General features: G+C 71.8%; 23 protein-coding genes. 11 read left to right on the top strand and 12 right to left on the bottom strand.

Features of this window, described 5'->3' with window-relative positions; translation table 11 throughout:
• Positions 1-290: 290 nt before the first annotated feature.
• The gene (locus tag ACQKIP_RS14330) at positions 291-1,127 is read right to left on the bottom strand and encodes an alpha/beta fold hydrolase (protein ID WP_365852540.1); all 837 of its coding nucleotides are present in this window, start codon (positions 1,125-1,127) and stop codon (positions 291-293) included.
• The gene (locus tag ACQKIP_RS14325; protein ID WP_365852538.1) at positions 1,124-1,882 is read right to left on the bottom strand and encodes a DUF998 domain-containing protein; all 759 of its coding nucleotides are present in this window, start codon (positions 1,880-1,882) and stop codon (positions 1,124-1,126) included. The genes ACQKIP_RS14330 and ACQKIP_RS14325 overlap by 4 nt, the downstream gene beginning before the upstream one ends.
• Positions 1,883-1,953: 71 nt before the next feature.
• Here ACQKIP_RS14325 and ACQKIP_RS14320 point away from each other — a divergent pair, with 71 nt between their 5' ends.
• The 3 genes from ACQKIP_RS14320 (at position 1,954) to ACQKIP_RS14310 (ending at position 6,029) form a co-directional block, all read left to right on the top strand.
• Positions 1,954-2,424: a DUF6153 family protein gene (locus ACQKIP_RS14320; RefSeq protein WP_365852536.1), complete on the top strand. Its 471-nt coding sequence runs from the start codon at positions 1,954-1,956 to the stop codon at positions 2,422-2,424.
• Positions 2,425-2,566: 142 nt separating this feature from the next.
• Entirely contained in the window at positions 2,567-4,183 is a 1,617-nt protein-coding gene (locus ACQKIP_RS14315) for a multicopper oxidase family protein (RefSeq protein ID WP_365852534.1), read from the top strand.
• Between the two features lie 91 nt (positions 4,184-4,274).
• Positions 4,275-6,029 (top strand): NAD+ synthase, encoded by a 1,755-nt coding sequence (locus tag ACQKIP_RS14310; protein ID WP_365852532.1) that lies wholly within the window; start codon positions 4,275-4,277, stop codon positions 6,027-6,029.
• Positions 6,030-6,049: 20 nt separating this feature from the next.
• Here ACQKIP_RS14310 and ACQKIP_RS14305 read toward each other — a convergent pair whose 3' ends face one another.
• The 4 genes from ACQKIP_RS14305 to ACQKIP_RS14290 all read right to left on the bottom strand — a co-directional run bounded on the left by ACQKIP_RS14305 (position 6,050) and on the right by ACQKIP_RS14290 (position 10,921).
• Positions 6,050-7,267, bottom strand: coding sequence for an MFS transporter (locus tag ACQKIP_RS14305; protein ID WP_365852530.1), 1,218 nt, complete (start codon positions 7,265-7,267; stop codon positions 6,050-6,052).
• Positions 7,268-7,478: 211 nt separating this feature from the next.
• A complete protein-coding gene (locus ACQKIP_RS14300) occupies positions 7,479-8,501 on the bottom strand; it encodes an endonuclease/exonuclease/phosphatase family protein (RefSeq protein WP_365852528.1) in 1,023 nt (340 codons plus the stop codon).
• Between the two features lie 174 nt (positions 8,502-8,675).
• A complete protein-coding gene (locus tag ACQKIP_RS14295; protein ID WP_365852526.1) occupies positions 8,676-9,275 on the bottom strand; it encodes a TetR/AcrR family transcriptional regulator in 600 nt (199 codons plus the stop codon).
• 53 nt (positions 9,276-9,328) lie between these two features.
• Complete coding sequence (locus ACQKIP_RS14290) at positions 9,329-10,921, bottom strand: MFS transporter (RefSeq protein ID WP_365852524.1); 1,593 nt, start codon at positions 10,919-10,921, stop codon at positions 9,329-9,331.
• 156 nt (positions 10,922-11,077) lie between these two features.
• On the opposite strand from ACQKIP_RS14290, the gene panB reads away from it, so the two are divergent.
• The 3 genes from panB (at position 11,078) to ACQKIP_RS14275 (ending at position 14,034) form a co-directional block, all read left to right on the top strand.
• On the top strand, positions 11,078-11,968 hold the full coding sequence (panB, locus tag ACQKIP_RS14285) for a 3-methyl-2-oxobutanoate hydroxymethyltransferase (RefSeq protein ID WP_361382325.1): 891 nt from the start codon (positions 11,078-11,080) through the stop codon (positions 11,966-11,968).
• A gap of 222 nt (positions 11,969-12,190) precedes the next feature.
• The gene (locus ACQKIP_RS14280) at positions 12,191-13,210 is read left to right on the top strand and encodes an ATP-binding cassette domain-containing protein (protein ID WP_365852522.1); all 1,020 of its coding nucleotides are present in this window, start codon (positions 12,191-12,193) and stop codon (positions 13,208-13,210) included.
• A complete protein-coding gene (locus ACQKIP_RS14275; protein ID WP_365852520.1) occupies positions 13,207-14,034 on the top strand; it encodes an ABC transporter permease in 828 nt (275 codons plus the stop codon). The genes ACQKIP_RS14280 and ACQKIP_RS14275 overlap by 4 nt, the downstream gene beginning before the upstream one ends.
• Before the next feature lie 19 nt (positions 14,035-14,053).
• Here ACQKIP_RS14275 and ACQKIP_RS14270 read toward each other — a convergent pair whose 3' ends face one another.
• Both ACQKIP_RS14270 and ACQKIP_RS14265 read right to left on the bottom strand, forming a co-directional pair.
• Entirely contained in the window at positions 14,054-17,374 is a 3,321-nt protein-coding gene (locus ACQKIP_RS14270; protein WP_365852518.1) for an AfsR/SARP family transcriptional regulator, read from the bottom strand.
• Between the two features lie 323 nt (positions 17,375-17,697).
• Positions 17,698-18,057, bottom strand: coding sequence for a DUF6578 domain-containing protein (locus tag ACQKIP_RS14265; protein ID WP_365852516.1), 360 nt, complete (start codon positions 18,055-18,057; stop codon positions 17,698-17,700).
• A 107-nt stretch (positions 18,058-18,164) separates the two neighbouring features.
• Here ACQKIP_RS14265 and ACQKIP_RS14260 point away from each other — a divergent pair, with 107 nt between their 5' ends.
• Positions 18,165-18,968 carry a site-2 protease family protein gene (locus ACQKIP_RS14260; protein ID WP_365852514.1) on the top strand — a complete coding sequence of 268 codons (804 nt, stop codon included), beginning with the start codon at positions 18,165-18,167 and terminating at the stop codon, positions 18,966-18,968.
• A gap of 4 nt (positions 18,969-18,972) precedes the next feature.
• Here ACQKIP_RS14260 and ACQKIP_RS14255 read toward each other — a convergent pair whose 3' ends face one another.
• From ACQKIP_RS14255 to ACQKIP_RS14245, 3 genes are all read right to left on the bottom strand, one after another.
• On the bottom strand, positions 18,973-19,164 hold the full coding sequence (locus ACQKIP_RS14255) for a hypothetical protein (protein WP_365852512.1): 192 nt from the start codon (positions 19,162-19,164) through the stop codon (positions 18,973-18,975).
• A gap of 106 nt (positions 19,165-19,270) precedes the next feature.
• The gene (gene npdG / locus ACQKIP_RS14250; RefSeq protein ID WP_365852510.1) at positions 19,271-19,975 is read right to left on the bottom strand and encodes an NADPH-dependent F420 reductase; all 705 of its coding nucleotides are present in this window, start codon (positions 19,973-19,975) and stop codon (positions 19,271-19,273) included.
• Positions 19,976-20,012: 37 nt separating this feature from the next.
• Complete coding sequence (locus ACQKIP_RS14245; RefSeq protein WP_365852508.1) at positions 20,013-21,101, bottom strand: sialidase family protein; 1,089 nt, start codon at positions 21,099-21,101, stop codon at positions 20,013-20,015.
• 79 nt (positions 21,102-21,180) lie between these two features.
• On the opposite strand from ACQKIP_RS14245, the gene ACQKIP_RS14240 reads away from it, so the two are divergent.
• Together ACQKIP_RS14240 and ACQKIP_RS14235 are read left to right on the top strand one after the other, a co-directional pair.
• Positions 21,181-21,795, top strand: a complete 615-nt coding sequence (locus ACQKIP_RS14240) for a hypothetical protein (RefSeq protein ID WP_365852506.1) — start codon at positions 21,181-21,183, stop codon at positions 21,793-21,795.
• Between the two features lie 184 nt (positions 21,796-21,979).
• On the top strand, positions 21,980-23,251 hold the full coding sequence (locus ACQKIP_RS14235) for an MFS transporter (protein ID WP_365853434.1): 1,272 nt from the start codon (positions 21,980-21,982) through the stop codon (positions 23,249-23,251).
• Between the two features lie 63 nt (positions 23,252-23,314).
• Here the strand turns inward: ACQKIP_RS14235 and ACQKIP_RS14230 are convergent, their stop codons facing one another.
• Positions 23,315-23,536: a hypothetical protein gene (locus tag ACQKIP_RS14230; RefSeq protein WP_365852504.1), complete on the bottom strand. Its 222-nt coding sequence runs from the start codon at positions 23,534-23,536 to the stop codon at positions 23,315-23,317.
• Between the two features lie 58 nt (positions 23,537-23,594).
• Between ACQKIP_RS14230 and map the strand changes: the two genes are divergently transcribed.
• Together map and ACQKIP_RS14220 are read left to right on the top strand one after the other, a co-directional pair.
• Positions 23,595-24,452 (top strand): type I methionyl aminopeptidase, encoded by an 858-nt coding sequence (gene map, locus ACQKIP_RS14225; protein WP_361200825.1) that lies wholly within the window; start codon positions 23,595-23,597, stop codon positions 24,450-24,452.
• Between the two features lie 161 nt (positions 24,453-24,613).
• Positions 24,614-25,270: a heme oxygenase (biliverdin-producing) gene (locus tag ACQKIP_RS14220; protein ID WP_365852501.1), complete on the top strand. Its 657-nt coding sequence runs from the start codon at positions 24,614-24,616 to the stop codon at positions 25,268-25,270.
• The last annotated feature ends 122 nt before the right edge of the window (positions 25,271-25,392 follow it).

Here is a 25,392-nt window from a genome sequence, read left to right as displayed (position 1 = left end):
GTGCGGGGTGGGCGGGTTGAATCCGCTGCGGGGTAAACGCGCGGGCGGGCGGGAAAGACCCGCCGCAGAGCGGCAGGCACGGAGAGCACCGGCAGCCGACGACCCACCCCCGCACTCCCCGCCACCGCGGGGCAAACGGGCGGGCGGGCGGGAAAGATCCGCCGCTGAGCGACGGGCACGGCGAGCGCCTACCCCCCCCCCCCCCCCCCGGCCCCCCCCCCCCCGGGGGCAAACGGGGGGGGGGGGGGGTAAAAGATCCGCCGCGGAGCGGCGGGCTTTTGTGGGTTGCCTCAGCGTGGGGTGGTGAGCACCGCCTCTGCCACGGCCAGCGGCGCGTCCCGTATCAGGAGGTGGCCCGAGGGGCGTGCCACGTGGAAGGCCGCGTCCAGGGTCGCCGCCAGGCCCCGCTGGCGCGTGAGCCAGGTTGTGGGGCCGTGCGAGTACGCCGCCAGCACCGTCACCGGGAGCCGCCCCCGCAGGGGGAACTCCCGGCGGAGAGCGTCGAGTTCGGTCGCCAGGTCGCCGTACGTGGCGTACTCCAGAAGCGCACCCTGCAGCACCCGGCTCGCCCCGTAGACCCGCCGCACCGCATCCCCCGGCGCCGAGTCCCCCCGTACCGCCGCCCTCCGCAGGACGGGCCCCGCCGCCCGCGGCAGCCCCGCCCCGCCCAGTACCGCCCCGCACATCCGCGCCGCCCCCACCCGCACCCGGCGCGGCACCCGTACCCCCGGCCGTTCCTCGACGCTGGAGTCGGCCAGGACAAGGCCCGCCGTACGCGCGGGGAAGAGCCGGGCGAACGCCTCGCAGTGGAAGCCGGCGAGCGAGTGCCCGACCACGGTGGCCGGACCGGAGAGGCCCACCGCGTCCAGGACCCGCGCGATCCGCCCGGCCTCGCCCGCGAGCGTGGGCGCCACGCGCGCGTGCCCGCTCAGCCCGGCCCCCGGCCGGTCGAAGCGGACCACCGTCCGCCACGGGGCAAGGAGCTCCACCACCGGGTCCCAGTCGAACCACGCGAGCCCGAGCCCCGCGCTCAGCACACACACCGGCCCGCTCCCCGTCACCTCCACGTGGTGCGGCACTCCCCCGAACCCGACCCCGGCCCCGCCCGCGATCCGTACGAAGCTCATCCGCGTCGCACCACCGCACACGCGACCAGCCCCAGCCACCCCGCGATCAGCAGTACCTGAAGCCGCTGCCCCGCCCCCATCGCCCACGTGCCGTACCCCGCGTCGAACGCGGCGACGGCGGTCAGGGTCCACAGGGTGGCGGCCAGTTCGAGGAACACGAGGAGGAGGCCGAGAGGACCCGCCAGGGACGGCAGGGTCCCGTACCTCCGGGCCGCGAGCGTCAGCGCCGCCATCCCCGCCAGCGCCCCCGTCACCGCGACACTGCTGCTCACCACGTGCGCCGCGTGCGCCAGGGGCACGAGCCCCGCCCGCTCCCTGGCCTCGCAGGCCGCGTCGGCGGTCGGCGCGCAGCTCATCGGCAGCCGGGAGTCGACCGCGGTGGCCGCCCCGTACAGCGCGATCCCCGCCCACCCCACGACCGTCACCCGCCGGCGCGGCAGCCACCGCAGCGCGCCCGCCGCGCCCGCGAGGACGAGCAGCCCGGCGATCAGGTCCGTCGTGCGGAACAGCGTGCCGTACGGCTGGTCCAGGGCGGCGAGTTCACTGACGTACGAGGTCACCGGCGAAAGCGCCGTCCCGAGGAAGGCTTCGAGGAGCCACGCGCTGTAGGCGAGCGCGCCCAGCGCGAGCAGGAGCGCGACGACCGCGACCGGCCCGGCACTCGCGGCGCCGCTCGTGACACCGCCCCCGACACCGCCCCCGACACGACCCCCGGCGACTGTCACGTTCTGCTGCGGTTTATCCGTATTCAGCATGGGGTCATGATCAGTGGAGTGCCGGGGGGTCGCGTGTCGCCACATACCCGCCAGGGGTAAGGTTCCACCCAATGGTGGCCACGGAGAGATCGAAGAGATCAGCGAACGGCAGGCAGCTCCTGCTGCTCGCCGCCCTGCTCTTCGGCATCGTGACGATGCATACGCTGGGCCACCCGACGGGCCACTCCGCGAGTCATCACCCGCCGGCCCCTTCGACGAGCCACTCCGTGAGCCTCTCGACGGCTCACGGCGGCGGCCCCGAACAGGCCGCCGGTCACCGCGCGACGGGCACGCCCGCGTCCGCGGACGCGATCGCGATCGCCGACAGCGGAGCCACCGGCACGGGCGGCATGGACCCGCTCTCCGTGTGCCTGGCGGTCCTCGCCGCCTTCACCCTCGTACTGCTCCTCAGGGCGGGCCTGCTGCGGCCCGGCGGCTTCGCCGTCGCCGCGCGACCGCTCGCCCGGCTGCTCGACGGCCTGCGGCCCAACCCGCCGCCGCCCCGCATACTCCTCTCCCGCCTCTCGGTGCTGCGCATTTAGGCCGACGCACCGGCTGTTTCGCGCTGCCCGCCTGCCCGCGTACCCGTGTGGTTCCCGACGGGAACCTCCGGGCGCGAGCGGTGTGTCCGAAACAGCAGATGCGCCCCTCTGCACGCACCACCACGACGAGGTGTACTCAGCCATGCGCAATCAACTCCGGGGCAGTCAGCCCCTGCGCTCTCCCTCCCGCCGCACCCTGCTCGGCGCCGCGACCGCCGTCGCCGGTTCGGGACTCCTGACGGCCTGTTCCGGCTCCGGCCCCACCGGCCACGCGGGACACGGCAGCGGCTCCGAATCCAAGGGCAGCCCAGAAGGCTACGTCGACCCGTCCGGCAAGGAAGTCGCCGCCGCGGAGAAGAAGCGAGCGGGCGGCGGCACGGTCCGCGAGGTGAAGCTCACGGCCACGAAGACCGAGCTCGACCTCGGCGGCCGCAGCGTCAGGACCTGGGCGTACGGCGACCAGCTGCCCGGCAGGGAAGTCCGCGTCACCGCGGGCGACACCCTCGCCCTCACGCTCGCCAACCACCTCCCTCAGGCCACGTCCCTGCACTGGCACGGCCTGGCCCTGCGCAATGACATGGACGGCGTCCCCGGCCTCACCCAGAAGGCGATCAAACCCGGCGCCGACTTCACCTACCGCTTCGCGGTGCCGCACCCGGGGACGTACTGGTTCCATCCCCACTCGGGCACCCAGCAGGACCGCGGTCTGTACGCACCACTGATCGTCGAGGACCCCAAGGAGCCCCTGAAGTACAACAAGGAGTGGGTCGTCGTCCTGGACGACTGGGTCGACGGGGTGGACGGCTCGACACCCGACGGCGTGCTCGCGGAGCTCAGGAAGGGCATGGGCGGCCACGACATGTCGAACATGGCGCTGCGGACCGGCACCGACCCCACGCCCGAGCCCGAAGCCGCCTCCTCAGGCCCCTCCCGCATGATGATGGGCGCCAAGAGCGACCTCCTCGGCGGCGACGCGGGCGACGTGGCCTACCCGCACTACCTGATCAACGGCCGCACACCGGACGCCCCTTCCTCCTTCAGGGCCCGCCCCGGCGACCGCATCCGCCTGCGCATCATCAACGCAGGCGGCGACACGGCCTTCCGGGTGGCGCTCGGCGGCCACGAGATGACGGTGACGCACACGGACGGCTTCCCGGTGGAGCACGCGAAGACGGACGCGCTGCTGCTCGGCATGGGCGAGCGCTATGACGTCCTGGTCACCGCCAAGGACGGCGCATTCCCGCTGATCGCGGCGGCCGAGGGCAAGAAGGCGGCGGCGCTCGCGGTCCTGCGCACGGGCGGCGGCGGGGCTCCCGGCCCCTCGGTGCGCCCCAAGGAGCTGAAGGGCCGCCTTCTGACGGCGGACAAGCTGCGGGCGGACCGGCAGGTCGCACTGCGCTCCCGCAAGCCGGACCGGACGATCAGGATCCAACTGACCGGCGGCATGGCGAAGTACGACTGGGCCTTCGACAAGAAGCCCTACTCCCCCGACCGGCGCCATCCGGTCCGCGCGGGTGAACGGGTCCGCCTTGTCTTCGCCAACTCGACGGCGATGTGGCACCCGCTCCACCTGCACGGCCACACCTTCACCCTGGCCAACACACCGGACGGCCCCCGCAAGGACACCGCGGTCATCCTGCCGAACGGCACCCTGACGGTGGACTTCGACGCCGACAACCCGGGCCTGTGGATGATCCACTGCCACAACGTGTACCACTCGGAGGCAGGCATGATGACGGTCCTCGGCTACCGCGCCTGACCGGCGCCGAGCCCGTGGGGCGCCCCCGCGTGGGGCGCCCCACACCCGTCGCACAGGACATCGCGTCGCTCTGACGATTAGACTGGGCTCCGTGCCTCAACTACGCCTCGCCCTGAATCAGATCGACTCGACCGTCGGCGATCTCGCCGGGAATGCGGAGGCGATCGTCCGCTGGACCCGGCACTCCGCCGAGCAGGGAGCGCACCTCGTCGCGTTTCCCGAGATGGCGCTGACCGGCTACCCCGTCGAGGACCTCGCCCTGCGGTCGTCCTTCGTCGACGCCTCGCGGGCCGCGCTGCGCACGCTCGCCGCGCGGCTGAACGAAGAGGGGTACGGCGAACTGCCGGTCGTCGTCGGCTATCTCGACCGCACCGAGGAGGCCAAGCCGAAGTACGGCCAGCCCGCGGGCGCCCCGCGGGACGCCGCCGCCGTGCTGCACCGCGGCGAGGCCGTCCTGACGTACTCCAAGCACCACCTGCCGAACTACGGCGTCTTCGACGAGTTCCGCTACTTCGTGCCGGGCGAGACCCTGCCGGTCGTGCGGGTGCACGGCGTCGACGTCGCGCTGGCCATCTGCGAGGACCTCTGGCAGGACGGCGGCCGGGTCCCGGCCACGCGCACGGCGGGGGCGGGCCTGCTGCTCTCGATCAACGCCTCGCCGTACGAGCGGAACAAGGACGACCAGCGTCTCGAGCTGGTGCGCAAGCGCGCGCAGGAAGCCGGCTGCACCACCGCCTACCTCGCGATGATCGGCGGCCAGGACGACATCGTCTTCGACGGCGACTCGCTCGTCGTGGACCGCGACGGCGAAGTCATCGCGCGGGCACCGCAGTTCTCCGAGGGCTGCGTGGTCCTCGATCTGGAGCTGCCCGCCGCCGCTCCCGAGCCGCCGTCGGGGATCGTCGACGACGGGCTGCGCATCGAGCACGTCACCCTCTCCGACGATCCCCTCGCGTACGAGCCGGAACTCACCGGCGGGTATGCCGAGCGGCTCGACGACGACGAAGAGGTGTACTCGGCGCTGGTCGTCGGGCTGCGCGCGTACGCCGCGAAGAACGGATTCAGCAGCGTTCTGGTCGGCCTCTCCGGAGGCATCGACTCCGCGCTCACCGCCGCGATCGCCTGCGACGCACTCGGCGCGAAGAACGTGTACGGCGTCGCCATGCCGTCCCGCTACTCCTCGGACCACTCCATCAGCGACGCGGAGGACCTGGCCCGGCGTACGGGGCTCAACTTCCGTACCGTGCCGATCGCTCCGATGTTCGACGCGTACATGGGCTCCCTGGGGCTGAGCGGACTGGCCGAGGAGAACGTCCAGTCGCGGCTGCGCGGCACGATGCTGATGGCCCTCTCCAACCAAGAGGGCCACATCGTCCTCGCGCCGGGCAACAAGTCCGAGCTCGCGGTGGGCTATTCGACGCTCTACGGCGACTCGGTGGGGGCGTACGGGCCGATCAAGGACGTCTACAAGTCCGTGGTCTTCCGGCTCGCCGAATGGCGCAACCGTGCGGCGGTCGACCGGGGACAGACGCCGCCGATCCCGGAGAACTCCATCAGCAAGCCGCCGAGCGCGGAGCTGCGGCCCGGCCAGGTGGACACGGACTCGCTGCCGGACTATCCCGTCCTCGACGCGATCCTGGAGATGTACGTGGACCGCGACCAGGGCGCCGACGCGATCGTCGCCGCCGGGTACGACCGGGAGCTGGTCGTGAAGACGCTGCGGATGGTGGACACCGCCGAGTACAAGCGGCGGCAGTACCCGCCGGGCACGAAGATCTCCGCGAAGGGCTTCGGCAAGGACAGGCGGCTGCCGATCACCAACCGGTGGCGCGAGAGTTCCGTCTGAACCCTCGCGCCCCCGCCCGACTACCCGGCGTGGGTCGTCTCGCGGTCGGACACCGAGTGCGCCGCCACCAGGCGGCCGGTGCCGACCGCGGGCGACCGCAGGTCCACCACGTAGGCCACCCCCGCGACAGCAAGCCCGAGGACCGCGAGGAACGCCCCCGCCACCGCGGGCGACGTCACGCCGAAGCCCGCTGCGAGCGCGATGCCGCCGATCCAGGCGCCGCCCGCGTTGGCGAGGTTGAACGCCGCCTGGTTCGCGGACGAGGCCAGGGACGGAGCCGCGGACGCCTTCTCCATGACCATCAGCTGGAGCGGCGAGCCCGTCGTGAACGCCGCCATGCCGAGCAGCGCCACCGCGATCGCCGCGCTCCACGCCGCCCCCATCATGAGCGGGAAGAAGGCGAGGACGACGACCAGGGCGGTCAGCCCGCCGAAGAGCGTGCCCCGCAGGGAGTGGTCGGCGAGCCGGCCGCCGAGCAGGTTGCCCGCCGTGGCGCCGACGCCGAACAGCGCGAGCAGCAGCGTGACGCTGGATTCGGCGTAGCCCGCCGCGTCCGTGAGCATGGGCGTCACATAGCTGTACGCGGAGAACAGCGCCCCGAAGCCGGCGACGGTCGTGCCGAGCGCCAGCCAGACCGGCACGCTGCGCAGCGCCCGCAGCTCGCCGCGCAGGCCGCCGCTCTCGCCGTGGGCGTGGTCGGCGGGGACGAGGAAGGCGAGCGCGGCGATGGCCGCCAGGCCGATCGCGCTGACCGCGAGGAACGTGGCGCGCCAGCCGAGCTGCTGCCCCATGGCCGTGGCCACGGGCACGCCGACGATGTTGGCGACGGTCAGGCCGAGGAACATGAGCGAGACCGAGCGCGCCTTGCGCTCGGGAGCCACCAGCCCGGTGGCGACCACCGCGCCGACGCCGAAGAACGCGCCGTGCGGCAGGCCGCTGAGGAAGCGGGCGGCCATCAGCCAGTGGTAGTCGGGGGCGGCTGCCGAGAGCGCGTTGCCCGCGACGAAGAGCACCATCAGGCCGATGAGGACGCGGCGGCGCGGCATGCGCGCGGTGACCGCGGCGAGCAGCGGGGCACCGATGACGACGCCCAGGGCGTACGCCGAGACCAGGTGTCCGGCGGTGGGGATGGAGATGCCCAGGTCGTCGGCGACGTTGGGCAGCAGGCCCATCATCACGAACTCGGTCGTGCCGATGCCGAAGGCGCCCACGGCGAGGGCGAGCAGGGCCAGGGGCATGAAAAACCTTCCGGGGGAGCGCATGAGGGGATGCATCGGGGAGGGGATGCAAGGGGGGACGGGTGTTCCGTAAGTTTACGTACGGAACAAACCCTCTCAGGCCCAGTATTCCGTGAGGTTAAAAACGGATGTGCACCATGTGGCAGGAGTAACGGGTGCGGCGGGAGTAACGGGTGTGGCGGGAGCGACACCCGCCCACGCCCGCCCGGAGCTAGAGCTCCAGCCGCGCCGCGATGGGCAGGTGGTCGCTCGTCGTCTCCGGCAGTGTCCAGGACGACACCGGCTCGACGCCCTTCACCATGATCTGGTCGATCCGTGCCATCGGGAACGACGCCGGCCAGCTGAACCCGAAGCCGTCCCCCGCCGCGCCCTGCGTGGAGCGCATCTGCGCGGTGACCGCGTTCAGGGCCCGGTCGTTCATCGTGCCGTTCAGGTCGCCGAGCAGCACGACCTTGGAGAGCTTCTCGTCGGCGATCGCCTCGCCGAGCGCGTCGGCGCTCGCGTCACGCTGGTTGGCGGTGAAGCCCGCGTCGAGCTTGACCCGCACCGAAGGCAGGTGGGCGACGTGGACGGCGACCTCGCCCTTGGGGGTGACGACCGTCGTCCGCATCGCGCGGACCCAGCCCAGCTTGATGTCCACGGGCTTGGTGCCGGTCAGGGGGTACTTGCTCCACAGGCCGACGGTGCCCTGCACCGAGTGGTACTTGTACGTGCCGGCCAGGGCCTTCTCGTACGTCGGGACGGCGTTCGCCGTGAGTTCCTCCAGGGCCACCACGTCGGCACCGGACGCGGCGACGTCACGGGCGGTGCCCGACGGGTCGGTGTTGTCCGCGTTCACGTTGTGGGTGGCGACCGTCAGATCGCCGCCGGTGGCGGACTTGCCGGTGATCAGGCCGCCGAAGGAGCTCACCCAGATGACCGCGGGCAGCAGCACGGCGATCAGTGCGGTGGCGGACTTGCGGACGAAGCCGACGACGAGCAGGACCGGAATCAGCACGCCGAGCCAGGGCAGGAACGTCTCGATGAGACTGCCGAGGTTTCCGACGCCGTTGGGGATCTGTGCGTGGAAGAGCATCACCAGGGAGAGCAGGACCGCGACCCCGGCCGTGACGAGGCCGCGCTTCCAGATGCCCCGGTCTCCGCGCCACCCGTCGACCAGGCGCCGGAACCGGGACCCCTGGCGGCCGGGCCCCGTGCCCCCGCTGCCTGTCTCCGTCACATACGCCTGCGCCATACGCTCGTCGCCTCACTGGTGCCGTGCAACCGTCCTCGCCCCTGAAACCCTAGGCGATAAACGGGTGTCCTCCCTGCCGTCCGCGACGGCCGTACGGGACGATGACGAACTGCGCGGCTCAGCGGGTTCCACATCTCCCCGCACAACGGGTCGGCTGTGACGAAACGCGCACATTCACCCCGTGGGCCGCAGTCCCTCAAGCACGGTGTCCACGATCTGCTCGGGGAGACCCTCGTGGAGGGGTGCGTCGGAGCGCAGGATGGTGCGCACGAGCATGGGCCCCACGAAGAGGTCGTTGACGAGCACGATGTCGACGTCCGCGCGCAGTTCGCCGTTCTCCACGCCCCGGCGCAGCACCTCGCGCATGACGCGGCGCTGGGGTTCGACGACGGTCGAGTGATACGCCTCCCACAGCTTCGGCAGGCTCTTCATCTGCGCGAACACGTTGTGCAGCAGCGCGGACGAGCGCAGGTTCACGCCGCGCATGCGCAGGTGCTCCAGGCAGACGATGATGTCGCCGCGCATGGACTCTCCGGGGAGCTCGGGCGGAGGGTCGTCCAAGCCGCGCAGGATGTCGACGAAAAGCTCCTCCTTGCCGCTCCAGCGGCGGTAGATGGTGGCCTTGCCCACACCCGCCGTGCGCGCGATCCGTTCGATGGAGATCTCGGCGAGGGGTTCACCGTCCTCGATCAGTTTCAGGACGCCCTCGACGATCGACCGCTCCACGGCCTCGCTCCGGGGGCGCCCCCGCACTGCTTTGGCGATGTGGCCCACGTCTGCTCCGCCTCTCGTCGTCCGCCGCTTCGATTGTCCCTGCCGGGGAGCGGTCAGTGCCCGGCGCCCACCGGGTCGGCCTCCCGCTGCTCGGGCTCCGGCTCCACGGGCGTGCGGCCCGGCAGGAACAGGGCGACGACCACGACGCCGATCAGGGCGACGCCCGCGCCGCACAGGGCCGTGACGTGCATGGCGTGCAGAAACGAGTCGTGGGCCGCGGTGACCAGGGGTTCGCCGCGCGGGCCGAGCTTGGCGGCGACTCCGAGGGTGGCCTCGATGGACTCGCCCGCGGTGTGCCGGATGTCGGCGGGCAGCAGGGTCAGCTTGTCCTCCACGCCGCTGCGGTAGGCCGCGGAGAGCACGGAGCCGAGCACCGCGATGCCCAGGGCGCCGCCGACCTGCCGGAAGGTGTTGCTCAGCGCGGAGGCGGAGCCCGCCTTCTCGCGGGGCAGGGCCTGCATGATGACGACGCTGGCGGGCGTCATGATGTGCGCCATGCCGGTGCCCATCAGGAAGAACATGACCTCCAGGATCCAGATCGGCGTGTCGGCCTCCAGGATCGTGAACGCGGCGAGCATCGCGGCCAGGAGCAGCAGGCCGCCCGCGCACACGGCGCGGACACCGAAGCGGTCGACGACGAGGCGGGCGCGCGGCGCGAAGATGAGCTGCGCCGCGGCGAGCGGCAGCATGAGCAGGCCGGTCTGGAGCGGGGAGTAGCCGCGCACGCTCTGCGTGTAGAAGACCGCGAAGAACGTCACGCCCATCAGCGCGAAGAAGACGAGCGCGAGGGAGCTGATCGCCGCCGAGAAGATGCGGTTCTTGAAGTACGAGATGTCGATGGACGGGTGGTCGCTGCGCTTCTCGTGCAGCACGAAGCCGACGAGTACGGCGATGCCCGCGACGATGGTTCCCAGGACCTTGGGGTCGGTGAAGTCGGCGAGCTGGCCGCCCTTGATGATGCCGTAGACGAGCAGGACGAGGCCGACGATGGACAGGCCCACGCCCACCAGGTCGATGCGGCCGGGCTTCGGGTCGCGCGATTCGGGGACGAGCCAGATCATCAGGCCGATGGCGACGATCACGATCGGCACGTTCACCAGGAAGACCGAGCCCCACCAGAAGTGGTCGAGCAGGACACCGCCGGTGATGGGCCCGATCGCGATGGCGAGGCCGACACCGCCCGCCCAGATGCCGATGGCCTTGGGCTGCTCCTCGCGCTCGAAGACGTTCATCAGGACGGCGAGGGTGGCGGGCATCACGAAGGCGGCGCCCAGGCCCATCACCGCGCGGAACAGGATGAGTTGGACGGGTGAGCCCGACTCGGCGGCGAGCGCGGAGCCGATGCCGAAGACGGCGAGGCCGACGAGCAGCATCTTCTTGCGGCCGAGCCGGTCGCCGAGCAGGCCCGCCGTGAAGAGGAGCCCGGCGAAGACGAGCGTGTAGGAGTTGATCGCCCACTCCAGGTCGCCCTGGGTGGCCCCCAGGCCCGTGGGCTCCGGGGTCGAGATCGTCTTGATGGCGACGTTCAGGATCGAGTTGTCGAGCACCACGATCAGCAGGCTCAGCATCAGGACGCCGAGGATCGCCCAGCGGCGCCGGTGCACGGCCTCCGGTATGCGCGGGGTGGTGACGTCGGGAGTAGTCATGCCGTCAAGCCTAGAGCCATTCCGATACGAGACCGTCTCGTATTGTAAAGACTTTACCGAAGGGGCCACTAGCCGACTTGCGGCACGCGATGCCACCATGGAGGAGATCCGGGGACGCCGTCAGGGCGCCTCGAGATAACAGAAGGAGCCGTTGCGATGACGCAACTTCCGGCTGCCCAGAACCAGCCTGCGGGTCCCGCCGCGAGCCAGTCCGCCGACAGCAGCAAGGCGCTGTACGGAGGCAAGAGCTCCCGCCGCATCACCGTCCGGGACATCACCGCCGCCAAGGAGCGGGGCGAGAAGTGGCCCATGCTCACCGCCTACGACGCGATGACCGCGTCCGTCTTCGACGAGGCCGGCATCCCCGTGATGCTGGTCGGCGACTCGGCGGGCAACTGCCACCTCGGGTACGAGACGACCGTGCCCGTCACGCTCGACGAGATGACCATGCTGTCCGCGGCCGTCGTACGGGGCACCTCGCGCGCCCTGATCGTCGGCGACCTGCCCTTCGGCTCGTACCAGGAAGGGCCCGTCCAGGCCCTCCGCTCCGCGACGCGCCTGGTGAAGGAGGCCGGGGTCGGCGCGGTGAAGCTGGAGGGCGGCGAGCGCTCGCTCGCCCAGACCGAGCTGATCGTCTCCTCCGGCATCCCCGTCATGTCCCACCTCGGCCTCACGCCGCAGTCCGTGAACACCATGGGCTACCGCGTCCAGGGCCGCGGCGACGAGGCGGCGCACCGGCTCCTGCGGGACGCGAAGGCCGCGCAGGACGCGGGTGCCTTCGCGGTGGTCCTGGAGCTGGTACCGGCGGAGCTCGCGGCCGAGGTCACCCGCTCCCTGCACATCCCTACGGTCGGCATCGGCGCGGGCGCGGCCTGCGACGCGCAGGTCCTGGTCTGGACGGACATGCTGGGCCTTACCGGCGGCAAGATGCCGCGCTTCGTGAAGCAGTACGCGGAGCTGCGCAACGTGATGAGCGGCGCGGCCAAGGCGTTCGCGGAGGACGTCGTGGGCGGCACGTTCCCCGCCGCGGAGCACTCGGTCCACTAGCACCGCGGGGCGGTTGACCACCGCCGTACAAGCCATAGCGGCACCACCGGCAGCCCGTCGATTTCCCCCGTCGACGGGCTGTCCGTTTTCCCCCGCGGAGCAACGGGTGGGCGGGCGGGAGAGATCCGCCGCGAAGCGGCGGGACAGGACGCGGCCGGCCCCACCGGCGAGGTGTAGGCGGGCTGTCGGTGGTTTGTCGGTGGGGGCTGCCAGTCTTACGGCATGAAGCGAATCGACAACATCCCCGGCGGCGCCGGAAGCGCCGTCACCGTGAGGGGACTGGTCAAGCACTACGGCGAGACCAAAGCACTGGACGGCGTGGACCTCGACGTACGCCCGGGCACGGTCCTCGGCGTCCTCGGTCCGAACGGCGCCGGCAAGACCACTCTCGTCCGCTGCCTCTCCACCCTCGTCGTCCCGGACTCGGGCTCGGCCGTCGTCGCCGGTTACGACGTCGTGCGCCAGCCCCGCCAGCTCCGCCGCGTCATAGGCCTGACCGGCCAGTACGCGGCCGTGGACGAGAAGCTCTCCGGGCGCGAGAACCTGTACATGATCGGGCGGCTCCTCGACCTCTCCCGCAAGGAGTCGAGGTCGAAGGCCGACGCGCTCCTGGAGCGGTTCTCCCTCACCGAGGCGGCGAACCGCCCCGCCAAGACGTACTCCGGCGGCATGCGCCGGCGCCTCGACCTCGCGGCGTCGATGATCGGCAGCCCCTCCGTCCTCTACCTCGACGAGCCGACCACCGGCCTCGACCCCCGCACCCGCAACGAGGTGTGGGCCGAGGTCAAGCGCATGGTCACCGACGGCGTCACCGTGCTGCTCACCACGCAGTACATGGAGGAGGCCGAGCAGCTGGCCTCCGAGCTGACCGTCATCGACCGCGGCAAGGTCATCGCCAACGGCGGCATCGACGAGCTGAAGGCGAAGGTCGGCGGCCGCACCCTGCGCATCCGCCCGGCCGACCCGCTGGAGCTGCGCCCGCTGGCCGGTGCGCTCGACGACATGGGCCTGACCGGCCTCGCCACCTCCACCGTTGACGCCGAGTCCGGCACGGTCCTGGTGCCGATCCTCAGCGACGAACAGCTCACTGCCGTGGTCGGCGCGGTCACCGCGCGCGGCATCACGATCGGCTCGATCGCCACCGAACTGCCCAGCCTGGACGAGGTGTTCCTCTCCATCACCGGCCAGAAGGCCAGCGCCCCGCAGGACGCACGCCCCGAACTCGAGGAGGTTGCCGTATGAGCACCACCACTCTCACGCCGCCCCTCCACCAGGGCGAGGCGGATGCCCGCATCGGCCTTCGCGACCACGTGCGCCACACCAGCGCCCTGGTCCGCCGCAACCTCCTGTGGATCCGCCAGGACCCGGAGTCGATGCTCGACGCGATCCTGATGCCGATCATCTTCACGCTCTTGTTCGTGTACGTCTTCGGCGGCTCCATCGGTCAGGCGCTCGGCGGCGGCCAGGACCAGTACGTGCAGTACGTGGTGCCCGGCATGATGGCGATGATGAGCATGAACATCGCCATGGCCGTCGGCACCGGCTTCAACCAGGACTTCCAGAACGGCATCATGGACCGCTTCCGCACCCTGCCGATCGGTCAGGGTTCGGTGCTCTTCGCCAAGATCGTGGTGGAGCTCATGCGGATGCTCGTCGCCACGGCGGTCATGATGGTCGTCGGTGTCCTGGTGGGCTTCGACATCACCAACTGGGGCGGTCTCTTCGCCGCTGTGGGCCTTTCCGCACTCTTCGGGTCGGCCATCATGTGGATCTTCCTGGTCCTCGGCGTCGCGCTGAAGAGCGCCCAGTCCGTGCAGGCGATGGGCTTCCTGGTCCTGATGCCGCTCCAGTTCGGTTCGTCGATCTTCGCGCCGACGCAGTCGATGCCGGGCTGGCTCCAGGCCTTCACCGACTACAACCCGCTGTCCTCGCTCGCGGACTCCGCGCGCGGCCTGATGGTGGGCGGCCCGGTCGCCCACGACATCTGGGTGACGGTCGGCTGGTCGGTGGTGCTCACGGTCGTGATGGCGCCGATCGCCATCCACAAGTTCCGCACCAAGAGCTGACCGGCGGATCTCCCGCGGGCTACTTGATGTACTTGTCACAGAGGGCGGCGGCCTCCTCCAGGGAGAGTTCGCCGCCTTCCGCGTACGCGGTCTCGTACACGGCGTCACCCAGTGCCGCACGCGCCGACCCCTCGGCGGCCGTGTTGATCTCGCGCTCCGCGGCGGCGGCGAAGTGACCCGGCGGCAGCTCACGGCGGGCGACGGCGATCAGCCGCGCGGCGTCGGCGGCGTACCGGCCGTCCTCCAGCGCGGCCAGGGCACGGGCGGCGGTGGTGAGATGCACGGAGGTCATCTGCGGCGCCATCATCTTGGTCAGCGGGTCGAGGGACTTGTCGAGCGCGGAGCGCGCCACGGCGAGCCCCTCCGCATGGCGGCCGTCCACGGTGTCGAGCCACGCCTCGGCGCCCAGCATGAAGCCCTCGAAGATGACGAACTCGACGGCCTTGAAATCCTCCCGCAGCAGCCGCAGTTGTTCACGGGCCTCGGCGGAGCGGCCCGTACGGCCGAGCAGGTCCACGAGGAAGAACCGGGCGGCGGGCATCGACTCGCCGTTGCTGCTGCTGACGCCGTCACGCTCCATGACCGCCCAGAGCAGTTCCTCGCCCCTGGCCAGTTCCCCCGCCTCGGCGAGCACTCCCCCGAGCCGGGCCATGAGCACACTGACCTGCGCGGGGGCGCCCAGCGTCTCCGCGTGCTCGATGGCGGCGCCGAAGTCCTCGGCGGCCAGGGTGTAGCGGCCGCGCCGCTCGTGCGCCTCGCCGCGCGAGGAGAGCGCCTCGGCCATGCCCCACACGTCGCCGAGCCGGGTGAAGATCTCCAGGGACTCGTCGGCGTCACGGCGGGCGTCGCCCGCCCAGTCGGCGCGGTTGGCGCGGATGTTGGCGCGCTGTTGCAGGGACGCGGCGAGCTCCCAGTCGTAGCCGAGTTCGCGGCAGGAGGCGATGGTCGCGTCGATGATCTCGTACAGCCGGGTGATGTCTCCTTCGAGCATCACCGCGAAGAACCACAGGCTCCCCGGCGACCAGCAGGTCTGCGGAAGACCCGGCCGGTACGCCTCCCGGATGCCCGCGAGCTTTTCGACGGCCTCCGGCGTCTGCCAGGCCTCCAGGTTCATGTCCATGCAGGACAGCTGGATGAGGTGGACTCCGCGCCGCGCCTCCTGGAGCACCTCGGGGCGCATGGGCGGCGGGCTGTCCGTGCAGCGTTCGTAGAGCGGTTCCACCGGGGTGACGGGGCGGGCGAAGGGGTCGGGGCCGAGGGCCACGACGTCACGGGACCAGTTGCGGATCTCGACGCGCAGGTCGCGGATCGTCCAGAACCAGGAGAGCGAGAGGACGAGGCAGAGCGCTTCCTGCTCCTCCCCGGCGGCGACCGCGTGCCGCAGGGCGGTGCGCAGATTCTCGTACTCGATCTCCAGGCCCTCGACGGCTTCCCGCTGGCCGCCGCCCCGCAGCCGCGGTTCGGTGAGCCGGGCGAACTCCCGGAAGTACACGAGGTGGGCCCGTTCGGCGGCGTCGCGGTCACCGGCCTCGTCGAGCCGTTCGCCCGCGTACTCCGCGACGGTTTCGAGCAGCCGGTAGCGCATGCCGCCCCGCTGTGCTGGGGCGGCGACGACGAGGGACTTGTCGACGAGGGAGCCGAGCACGTCGGCGACGTCGAGCGGCCGGTGGAGGGGCGGCGCCCCGCACACCGCTTCGGCGGCGGCCAGGTCGCAGCCGCCCGCGAAGACGGAGAGGCGGCGCAGGACGGCGCGTTCGGGGTCGTCGAGGAGGTCCCAGGACCAGTCGACGACCGCGCGCAGCGTCTGCTGGCGGGGCAGGACCGTGCGGGCGCCGTTCGTCAGGAGGCGGAAGCGGTCGTCGAGGCGGTCGGCGATCTGGCGCGGGGTGAGCACGCGCAGCCGGGCGGCGGCCAGTTCGATGGCGAGCGGAAGCCCGTCGAGCCGGTGACAGATCTCGGCGGCGGCGGCTTCGTCGTCCTCGATGCGGAAGCCCGGCCTGGCCGCCGCGCCGCGGTCCGCGAGCAGGCGCAGGGCGATGGGCTCGGGCAGCGGCTCCACGGGGCGCAGCAACTCCCCCGGTACGCCGAGGGGTTCACGGCTGGTGGCGAGGACGGTGAGGCCGGGGCAGTGCGCGAGCAGCCGGTCCGCGAGGCGGGCCGCGGCGTCGATGACGTGCTCGCAGTTGTCGAGGATCAGGAGCATGCGGCGCGCGGCGCAGTGTTCGGTGAGGCGTACGACGGGGTCGTCGCCGTGCCGCTCCGACACCGCCCGCAGCTCTTCGGCGCCCGCGCCGCGCAGCACCGTCTCACGGGCGCCGAGCGCGGTGAGGACCGCCTCGGGCACGGCGTCGGGGTCCTCGACCGGCGCGAGTTCCGCCAGCCATACGCCGTCGGGCACGCCGTCCGCGTGGGCCTCCGCGACCTCCTGCGAGAGCCGCGTCTTGCCGGCGCCGCCGGGGCCGAGCAGCGTGACGAGGCGGGCGCGCTCCAGGTCGCCGCGGATGGTCTCGATGTCGCCCTCGCGGCCGACGAAGGAGGTGAGCCTGGCGCGCAGGTTGCCCTGCGGTCTCTGCGGCGGGCGGGGCTTGGCCGGGGGCGGCTGCGGCGGGGCGTCACTCCGGAGCAACTCCTCGTGCAGCGCGCGGAGTTCCGGGCCCGGGTCGGCTCCGATGCGGTCCGCGATGAGCCGTCGTACGCCGTCGTAGGCGGCGAGTGCCTGGGCCGGGCGGCCCGCGTCGCGCAGGGCCCGCAGCCGCAGGGCTTGCAGCGGCTCGTCCAGGGGGTGGGTGTCGCACAGGGCGGCGAGCTCGGGCAGCACCTGCTCGGCCCGGCCCAGCGCGAGCGCCGCGGCCAGCCTCGCGCGGCGGGCTTCGAGGCGGCGGGACTCCCACCGGGCGGCCTCCGCCGTGCGGTCCGGGAGGTCGGCGAGCACGGGCCCCTGCCAGAGGGCCAGCGCGTCGTCCAGGACCGCGGCGGCCTTGGCCGCGTCACCGTCCGCGAGGGCGTCCGCGCCTTCGCGCGCGAGCCGGTCGAAGCGGTACAGGTCGATGTCGTCCGGCGCGGCACACAGCCGGTATCCGCCGTCGGTCGAGGCGATCGCGTCGGCGCCGATGGCCCTGCGCAGCCGCCCCACGAGCGCCTGCACCGCCCCGGTCGCGTCGGCGGGCGGATCACCGTCCCATACCTCGCCGACGAGCACGGCCACCGGGACAGGGCGGGGAGCGCGCAGGGCAAGGACCGTCAGAAGAGCGCGCAGCCTTGAGCCGCCGACGGGGGCATGAGTTCCGTCGGCGTGAAATGCCTGGGTGGTGCCGAGAATGCGATAGCGCACGGGGTCCATTGTCTCTGGTGGAGGTGCGGAGCGATGTCAGATGCCGCGCCGGGCCGAAAGCACTGCGGGGCCGGGGCGGCGGACGGGGCGATGGCTGGCGGAGGGTCGGGGGCGGGGCGGGCGGCGCGCAGGGTGGTCGGGGGCGGTATCGAGGGCGGGGCGGGCGGCGCGCAGGGCGGTCGGGGACGGTTTCGAGGGTTGGCGCGAGCCGCGCGCAGAGTGGTCGTGGGACGGGCGGGGTTTGTGGCGGGGGTCCCGGTGTGCCGTGGGCGTCCGGCGGGGCGTGAGTCCCCACCTCGGCCCGTGTTCCCGGGTGCCGGCTCATCCGGGGGTCAGGCCGTGTCCTCCTGCACCTCCAGGGAGACGAGCACGCCCACCTCCCTGCGGAAGTGTCCCTTCTCCCGGCAGCCCTCCACCGGGTCCGTGAACCACTTCGGGCACTTCTCCACCGGGCGGAGCGACCTCTCCCCCTCCACCGGCTCGTACGTGCCCGCCCGCAGCGCGAAGCCCTGCGTCACCAGCTGGATCGACCGCACAACCCCCACCGTGTCGGGCCCGTACTTCCCGTGCCGTTCCACGGAGTAGAGCGCCGGGCCGCCGCCCAGCTGCCACGCCACCTCGTCCCCCACGGAGAACGGCGTCCCGCAGCACTCCATCTGCCAGTCGTCGTACATCACGTTCCACAGCGCCATGCCCCCACCTTCCCCGGAACTCCCCACCGAGTGCGAGACGTTTTCGGCGTACACCGGGGTACGGTCCCGTACGACAACCGGCCCGCCAGATCCAGGAGCCCCACTCCATGACCATCGCTCCCACTCGACGCAGCGACCGGCGGATCAGTCCCGTCTTCCTCGGGATCGCCGCCGTCACCGCGGTCTCCGGCTGGGCCGTGTGGACCGGATTCGCGGACAATCCCGGGCTCGCCGTCTTCCTCTTCGTGACGGCCGCCTGGATCGTCTCGCTCTGTCTGCACGAGTACGCGCACGCCCGCACCGCCCTGCACAGCGGCGACATCTCCATCGGCGCGAAGGGTTATCTGACCCTCAACCCGCTCAAGTACACGCACGCGCTGCTCAGCATCGTGCTCCCGGTGCTCTTCGTGATCATGGGCGGCATCGGCCTGCCCGGCGGCGCCGTCTTCATCGAGCGGGGCCGGATCCGCGGCAAGTGGAAGCACAGCCTCATCTCGGCCGCGGGACCACTGACGAACGTGGCCTTCGCGATCGTCTGCACCGCGCCCTTCTGGCTCGACGCGCTCTCCGGCGTCCCGGACACCTTCCGGTTCGCGCTCGGTTTCCTGGCCCTTCTCCAGGTAACGGCCGCGATCCTGAACTCGCTGCCCATCCCCGGCCTGGACGGCTACGGCGTGATCGAGCCCTGGCTCTCGCACAAGATCCGCCGCCAGGTGGAGCCGTTCGCGCCGTTCGGCCTGATCGCCGTCTTCGGCATCCTGTGGATCCCCGAGGTCAACGGCGCGTTCTTCGACGCGATCGACGCGATCCTGCGCGGCCTCGGCGTGGGCGATCTCGAAACGTACTGCGGTCAGGACTTCTACCGCTTCTGGGACGGCGACGCGAGCCAGTACTGCACGCTCAACCCGTAGACGCTCAGCCCGTAGCGGTCCGCGCGGCGTCCCGCTGGGCCTTCGCCCGGCGCAGGTAGTACCACGCCATGTTCGACGAGAGCCCCGCGAGCAGCACCCAGACGACGCCGATCCAGTTGCCCCGGGCGAAGGAGACAACGGCCGCCGCGACGGCGAGGGCGCAGACCGTGAGGGCGTAGAGAGCGAGGCGGGGCATTGGGGTCGGCTCCTGTCGGGGGTCGGTTCGGGTGACGCGGGGACACCGCGCGCAGCGACGTACGTCAACGGCGTCCGCACCCAGTGTCCCCCATGCCCGCTACGTCCTAGACGTCGGTCACGCGCAGCCCCGCGTGCGCCTTGTAGCGCCGGTTCACGGAGATCAGGTTGGCCACGAGGGACTCGACCTGGTGCGCGTTGCGCAGCCGCCCCGCGAAGACGCCCCGCATACCGGGGATGCGGGCGGCGAGCGCCTGGACGATGTCCGTGTCGGCGCGGACCTCGCCCAGGACCATCACGTCGGTGTCGATCTCCTCGACGGCGGCGTCCTGGAGCAGGACGGCCGACAGGTGGTGGAAGGCGGCCGTGACCCTGGAGTCCGGAAGCAGGGCGGCGGCCTGCTCGGCCGCGCTGCCCTCCTCGGGCTTCAGGGCGTAGGCGCCCTTCTTGTCGAAGCCCAGCGGGTTCACGCAGTCGACGACGAGCTTGCCGCTCAGCTCCTCGCGCAGCGCTTCCAGGGTCTTGCCGTGCCCGTCCCACGGCACGGCGACGATCACGATGTCGCTGCGCCGCGCGCACTCGGCGTTCTCGGCGCCCTCGACGCCGTGGCCGAGCTCGTCGGCGGCGGCCTGCGCCCGCTCGGCCGCACGGGAGCCGATGATCACCTTCTGGCCCGCGCGGGCGAGGCGGTAGGCGAGGCCGCGGCCCTGGTCGCCGGTGCCGCCGAGTACGCCGACGACGAGCCCGGAGACGTCGGGCAGCTCCCACGGGTCCTTGGCCGGAGCCTTCTGCACACTGTCGTTAGAGGTCATGCGGCCGACCTTACTCACCGCCCGGCCGCCGCCCGCCTCAGGCCAGCGCGGCCACCGGTATACGCCGGAAGGTGATCGTCTCGTACGCGCTGAAGTCACCCGTCTCGTAGAGGAGTCCGACGGTCTCGTCGTCGGCGCGGACGAGATCGGAGTACGCGGCGGGCAGTCCGTCCACCGTGTACGCGTCCTGCCACGTGATGCCGCCGTCGCGGCTGCGGCGCACCGTCATCAGGGCGCGGAAGCCGGGGTCGGCGGGTCCGGAGAACAGCAGCACGTCCGGCGTACGCAGCTGGAGCACGCTGCATTCGACGACGGGGCCGACGAGGCCCGCCTGCGGCCGGAACGGCTTGACCAGCCTCTGGCCGCCGTCCGCGGAGTGGGCGTCGCCCCGGGTGCCGGGGGCCGGGGAGTCGTTGCGGGTGTTGAAGTAGAGCCTTCCGTCCGGGAGTTCGGCCGCGGTGGTCTCGTTGACGTTCACATAGCCGTCGGTGTTGTCGTCGATGTAGCCGATGCGCCAGGTCTGGCCGAGGTCGTCGCTGAGCAGGCAGTGGCCGCCGTTGTACTTGCCCTCGGTGCCGTTGTCCGTGCCGGAGGGCGGCAGGGAGTGGTTGGCGGGCACGACGATCCGGCCGGCGGCGCTGCCTTCGCCCAGCTGGATCGCGTGGCCCGGCGTGGTCGCGTACCACCGCCAGCTCGCCTTCTTCGCCTGGCCGGTGATCTCCCTGGCCGCCGACCAGGTCAGGCCGTCGTCGTCGCTGTGCTGGACCCAGACCCGGCGGCCGTTCGCCGCGGAGACCTTGCCGCGGCGGATGGCGTCCTCGGTCGCGGCGGCGGCGTTGCGGACGTGTACGAGGAGGACGCGGCCGGTGCCGAGGACGACGGGGGCGGGGTTGCCCGCCAGATCGGCGCCGTTCTTGACGGCGACCTGGAGCGGTCCCCAGGTGCGGCCGCCGTCGGCGGACCGCTTCAGCACCACGTCGATGTTGCCGAAGTCGTCCTGCGAGCCGACCCTGCCCTCGCAGAAGGCGAGCAGGGTGCCGGAGTTCGTGCGCACGACGGCCGGGATGCGGAAGCTCGCGTAGCCCTCGCGTCCGGCACGGAAAGGAACACTTGTCTCATCAGCCATCTCCGGTCCGTCCCCACCTCGGGCGAATTCCCGGTGAACTCCGCCTGACGACTCACCCGTTGAGGCAAGATGCGGCCCCATGGACGCCGTACGGGTCGCGCTCCTTCGCGAAGTGCTCGCCGGAACCGAGTGGGTGGGCGCGACGCGCCGCTTCGCGGGGACGCTGCGGTCCTCCGTGGTGCCGCACGGGGGCGGGCTGCTCCTGGTGGGCACGGAGGAGTACGAGCCCTGGCATCTGGCCGCGCACCTCGTGGACGAGGCGGCGTGGTCGGGGACGCCGGAACTGACGCCGACGCTCGTACGCCACCGGGTACGGGAGGGGGATCCCGCCCATCTCTCGACGGGGCTCGGCCGGATCGAGGCGGCGCGGCGCGGCGAGACGCTGCTCGTGGTGGCACCGGACACGCCCGCGCAGCCGCCGGGGGCGGGGCTCCTGGAGCGAGTGCACGACGCTCGCGCGGCGGGGGCGACGGTGCTCGCCCTGGGTTCGGGGCACGGGGATCTGCGGGCCATGGCGCACGAGGCGCTCGCCGTACCGGAGTCTCCGGACCTCGACCTCGACATGGTCCAGCATCTGGTGAGCGCGGCGGCGGGCGAGAACGCCCTCCCGGCTCCGCGGGGCCGGCGCGGCCTGCGCGACCGCCTCTCCCGCCTGGCCGACCAACTGACGTCCCCACCTCCGGCACGGTGGTGAGCCCGCCTGCCGGGGCTGCCGGCTGCGAGGTGGTGGCACCACCTGCTCCGGGCCGCCGCGAAGCGGCGGTTCAGGTGGGCGCGGGGCGCCCCGCCCGGCCCGGGGGGGCTCCGGCCCGCATCGCAAGCGCCCCCGGCCGGCCGGGAAATTCTGTTGCCCACGCCGCCCGCGGCGCTGAGCATGGCTGTTCGTGTCTCTCTCCTCCGTGTTGCCCGATCTTTCCCCCTGGCGTTCCACGCGTGACTTCCGGCTGCTCTGGGTCCAGGGGCTCGTCACCACCTTCGGCAGCTTCATGGCCCTGGTCGCGCTGCCGTTGCAGATCAAGGACCTCACCGACTCGCCGCTCGCCGTCGGGGCGATGGGCGCGGTCGAGCTGGTGCCGCTGATCGTCTTCGGGCTGTACGGCGGCGCGCTTGCCGACGCGGTCGACCGGCGCAAGGTGATCCTCCTGACCGAGGCGGGGCTCGGCCTCCTCGCGGCCGTGCTGCTCGCGAACGCGCTGCTCCCCGAGCCCCTGCTGTGGCCGCTGTACGTGGTCGCCGCGGGAGTCTCCGCGCTCGCCGGGCTGCAACGCCCCGCCCTGGACTCCCTGATGGCCCGCATCGTGCCGCACGACCAGCTCACCGCGGCAGCGGCGCTCAACTCCCTGCGCTGGAACGTCGGCGCGATCGCGGCCCCCTCGCTCGCGGGCCTGGTCGTCGCCTACGCCGGGCACGCGCCCGCGTACGCGATCACGGTGGTCTCCTTCGCCGCCTCCGTGGCCCTGTGCGGCCGCATCGCGCCCGCGCCTCCCGCGCACGACGCGGAGAAGCCGTCCCTGCGGGGTCTCGCGGAAGGCGCGCGGTACGCCTGGTCGCGGCCGGTACTGCTCGGCACGTACGCGATCGACATGGCGGCGATGTTCTTCGCCTTCCCGAACACGATCTTCCCGTTCCTCGCGGAAGATCTTGACGCCGAGTGGTCGCTCGGCCTGATGTACGCGGCCGGCGCGGTCGGCTCGCTGCTGCTCAGCCTGACCAGCGGGTGGACGTCACGCGTACGGCGGCACGGGCTGCTCGTGGTGTCCGGGGCGGCGGGATGGGGCCTGGCGATCACGGCCGCCGGATGGTTCGGGAACGTCTGGGTGGTCCTGGTGTGCCTGGCCCTGGCCGGGGCGGGCGACATGCTCAGCGGGCTCGGCCGCTCCACCATCTGGAACCAGACGATCCCCGACGAGTTGCGCGGCAGGCTCGCGGGCATAGAGGTGCTCAGCTACAGCGTCGGCCCGCAGCTGGGCCAGGTCCGCGCCGGGGCCGCCGCCGGCTGGACCGGCACCCGCACCGCGATCTGGTCCGGCGGCCTCGCCTGCGTGGCCTCGGTCGCGGCGCTGACCGCGCTGCTGCCGAAGCTGGTGTCGTACGACGCGAGCACGGACGAGGACGCGGCCCGCCGCCGGGAGGTCTCCGCCGCCCGGTAGCCGGCTGCATCCCGGCGGCGGATCAGGGGACCCCGGTGACGGATCAGGGACCCCGGTGGCGGATCAGGAGCTGCCGGGGTCCTTGTCGTGCCACTTCGGGTCGGTCTCCCACTCCAGGTTCCGCTCGGCGGCGGTCTCCATCGCGCGCTGGGCCTCCTCGCGCGACGCGTAGGGCCCGAAGCGGTCCTTGCCGGGACAGTCGGGGCCCTCCTCGACCGTCTTGTGCTCCAGGCAGTAGTACCACTCGCCCGGTTTGCCGGCGGTCCGCTTCTTGAACAGTGGCATGGTCTGCTCCTCTCTCTCCCGCCATGCTGCCCCACGACCGCTGGTTAGACTCGCTGGCATGTCTGGCCAGTCACTGCTCGTCCCAGGGGAGCTCTCCCCCATCCGCCCCGTCCCGGGAAACATCAGGCGCCCGGAGTACGTGGGGAAACCCGCGCCCACCCCGTACACGGGGCCGGAGGTGCAGACCCCCGAGACCATCGAGCTGATGCGCACCGCGGGCCGTATCGCCGCGCGCGCGATGGCCGAGGCCGCCAAGCACATCGCACCCGGCGTGACCACCGATGAGCTGGACCGCGTCGCCCACGAGTACATGTGCGACCACGGCGCCTACCCCTCCACGCTCGGCTACCGCGGCTTCAAGAAGTCGCTGTGCACCTCCGTCAACGAGGTCATCTGCCACGGCATCCCGGACTCCACCGTCCTGAACGACGGCGACATCATCAACCTCGACGTGACCGCGTACATCGGCGGCGTGCACGGCGACAACAACGCCACGTACCTGGTCGGGGACGTCGACGAGGAGTCCGTGCTCCTGGTCGAGCGGACCCGCGAGTCGCTCGACCGCGCCATCAAGGCGGTCAAGCCCGGCCGCCAGATCAACATCATCGGCCGCGTCATCGAGTCGTACGCCAAGCGCTTCGGCTACGGCGTCGTCCGCGACTTCACCGGCCACGGCATCAACACGTCGTTCCACTCCGGCCTGATCGTCCCGCACTACGACAGCCCGCACGCGACGACGGTGATCAAGCCCGGCATGACGTTCACCATCGAGCCGATGCTGACCCTCGGCACCCACGACTACGACATGTGGGACGACGGCTGGACGGTCGTGACGAAGGACCGCAAGCGCACCGCGCAGTTCGAGCACACACTCGTGGTGACGGACAGCGGAACAGAGATTCTCACGCTTCCCTGACCTCTGAGCGGGTAGCGTTTTTACCGACAGGACGTCGGGAACCAGTTGACTTAGGTAAGCCTAACTTAGATGATCGGTAGCGGTCGTACTGGTTCCCGCCATCCGTCGGGATTCCGCGTTCCCTCGCTTTCCCGCGCTTTCTTCGGCTTCGGAGGTCCCTCATGGATCCGTTCTCCACGGTCATCCGCACCGCGTCGCACGAGCAGCACACGGAGGCGGAGACCTCGACGTTCATGAGCGACCTGCTCGGCGGCAGGCTGGGCGTCGACGCGTACGCGCGCTACACGGAACAGCTGTGGTTCGTGTACCGCGCCCTGGAGGAGGGCGCCGACGCCCTGCGCGATGATCCGGTCGCCGGGCCGTTCATCCGGCCCGAGCTGCTGCGCGTCGCGGAACTGGAGCGGGACCTGGCCCATCTGCGGGGCGCCGGGTGGAAGTCCTGGGCCGCCCCCCTGCCCGCCACCGCGGCGTACGCGGCGCGGGTCGCGGAGTGCGCGCAGGAGTGGCCCGGCGGTTATGTCGCCCACCACTACACCCGCTACCTGGGCGATCTCTCCGGTGGCCAGATCATCCGCGGCAAGGCGGAGCAGACGTGGGGCTTCGCCCGCAAGGGCGACGGCGTCCGCTTCTACGTCTTCGAGGGGATCTCGAACCCGGCCGCGTTCAAGCGGGGCTACCGGGAGTGGCTCGACGGGCTCGGGGAGGTTGTTCCCGATGAGCTTGAGCGGCAGCGGATCGTGGACGAATGCAAGCGCGCTTTCGCTTTGAATACGCAGGTGTTCCGTGAGCTGGGGGACGAGTTCCCCCTCTCGGCGTAGGCGGACCCTGCGGGGCTTTCCCCACTGCGCCTATTAGCGCGCTCCGCGCGCGGGCACCCCTTCCCGAAACCATGGGGCTCCGCCCCCTGGACCCCCGAAAAGATGTCCTCAAACGCCGGACG

This window comes from Streptomyces sp. NPDC059900, from assembly GCF_050270335.1.
GTDB lineage: Bacteria > Actinomycetota > Actinomycetes > Streptomycetales > Streptomycetaceae > Streptomyces.
Note: the sequence above shows the minus strand (reverse complement) of the source record. Positions and strands in the feature narration are given on the sequence as shown.

Coding starts and splice junctions, on each gene's coding strand:
- ACQKIP_RS14245 (WP_365852508.1), bottom strand. CDS start 21,101: ATGGCTGATGAGACAAGTGTTCCTTTCCGTGCCGGACGCGAGGGCTAC.
- ACQKIP_RS14300 (WP_365852528.1), bottom strand. CDS start 8,501: ATGGCGCAGGCGTATGTGACGGAGACAGGCAGCGGGGGCACGGGGCCC.
- ACQKIP_RS14260 (WP_365852514.1), top strand. CDS start 18,165: ATGACCATCGCTCCCACTCGACGCAGCGACCGGCGGATCAGTCCCGTC.
- ACQKIP_RS14290 (WP_365852524.1), bottom strand. CDS start 10,921: ATGACTACTCCCGACGTCACCACCCCGCGCATACCGGAGGCCGTGCAC.
- ACQKIP_RS14230 (WP_365852504.1), bottom strand. CDS start 23,536: ATGCCACTGTTCAAGAAGCGGACCGCCGGCAAACCGGGCGAGTGGTAC.
- ACQKIP_RS14325 (WP_365852538.1), bottom strand. CDS start 1,882: ATGCTGAATACGGATAAACCGCAGCAGAACGTGACAGTCGCCGGGGGT.
- map (WP_361200825.1), top strand. CDS start 23,595: ATGTCTGGCCAGTCACTGCTCGTCCCAGGGGAGCTCTCCCCCATCCGC.
- ACQKIP_RS14240 (WP_365852506.1), top strand. CDS start 21,181: ATGGACGCCGTACGGGTCGCGCTCCTTCGCGAAGTGCTCGCCGGAACC.
- ACQKIP_RS14270 (WP_365852518.1), bottom strand. CDS start 17,374: ATGGACCCCGTGCGCTATCGCATTCTCGGCACCACCCAGGCATTTCAC.
- ACQKIP_RS14265 (WP_365852516.1), bottom strand. CDS start 18,057: ATGGCGCTGTGGAACGTGATGTACGACGACTGGCAGATGGAGTGCTGC.
- ACQKIP_RS14330 (WP_365852540.1), bottom strand. CDS start 1,127: ATGAGCTTCGTACGGATCGCGGGCGGGGCCGGGGTCGGGTTCGGGGGA.
- ACQKIP_RS14275 (WP_365852520.1), top strand. CDS start 13,207: ATGAGCACCACCACTCTCACGCCGCCCCTCCACCAGGGCGAGGCGGAT.
- ACQKIP_RS14305 (WP_365852530.1), bottom strand. CDS start 7,267: ATGCCCCTGGCCCTGCTCGCCCTCGCCGTGGGCGCCTTCGGCATCGGC.
- npdG (WP_365852510.1), bottom strand. CDS start 19,975: ATGACCTCTAACGACAGTGTGCAGAAGGCTCCGGCCAAGGACCCGTGG.
- panB (WP_361382325.1), top strand. CDS start 11,078: ATGACGCAACTTCCGGCTGCCCAGAACCAGCCTGCGGGTCCCGCCGCG.
- ACQKIP_RS14255 (WP_365852512.1), bottom strand. CDS start 19,164: ATGCCCCGCCTCGCTCTCTACGCCCTCACGGTCTGCGCCCTCGCCGTC.
- ACQKIP_RS14315 (WP_365852534.1), top strand. CDS start 2,567: ATGCGCAATCAACTCCGGGGCAGTCAGCCCCTGCGCTCTCCCTCCCGC.
- ACQKIP_RS14220 (WP_365852501.1), top strand. CDS start 24,614: ATGGATCCGTTCTCCACGGTCATCCGCACCGCGTCGCACGAGCAGCAC.
- ACQKIP_RS14320 (WP_365852536.1), top strand. CDS start 1,954: ATGGTGGCCACGGAGAGATCGAAGAGATCAGCGAACGGCAGGCAGCTC.
- ACQKIP_RS14280 (WP_365852522.1), top strand. CDS start 12,191: ATGAAGCGAATCGACAACATCCCCGGCGGCGCCGGAAGCGCCGTCACC.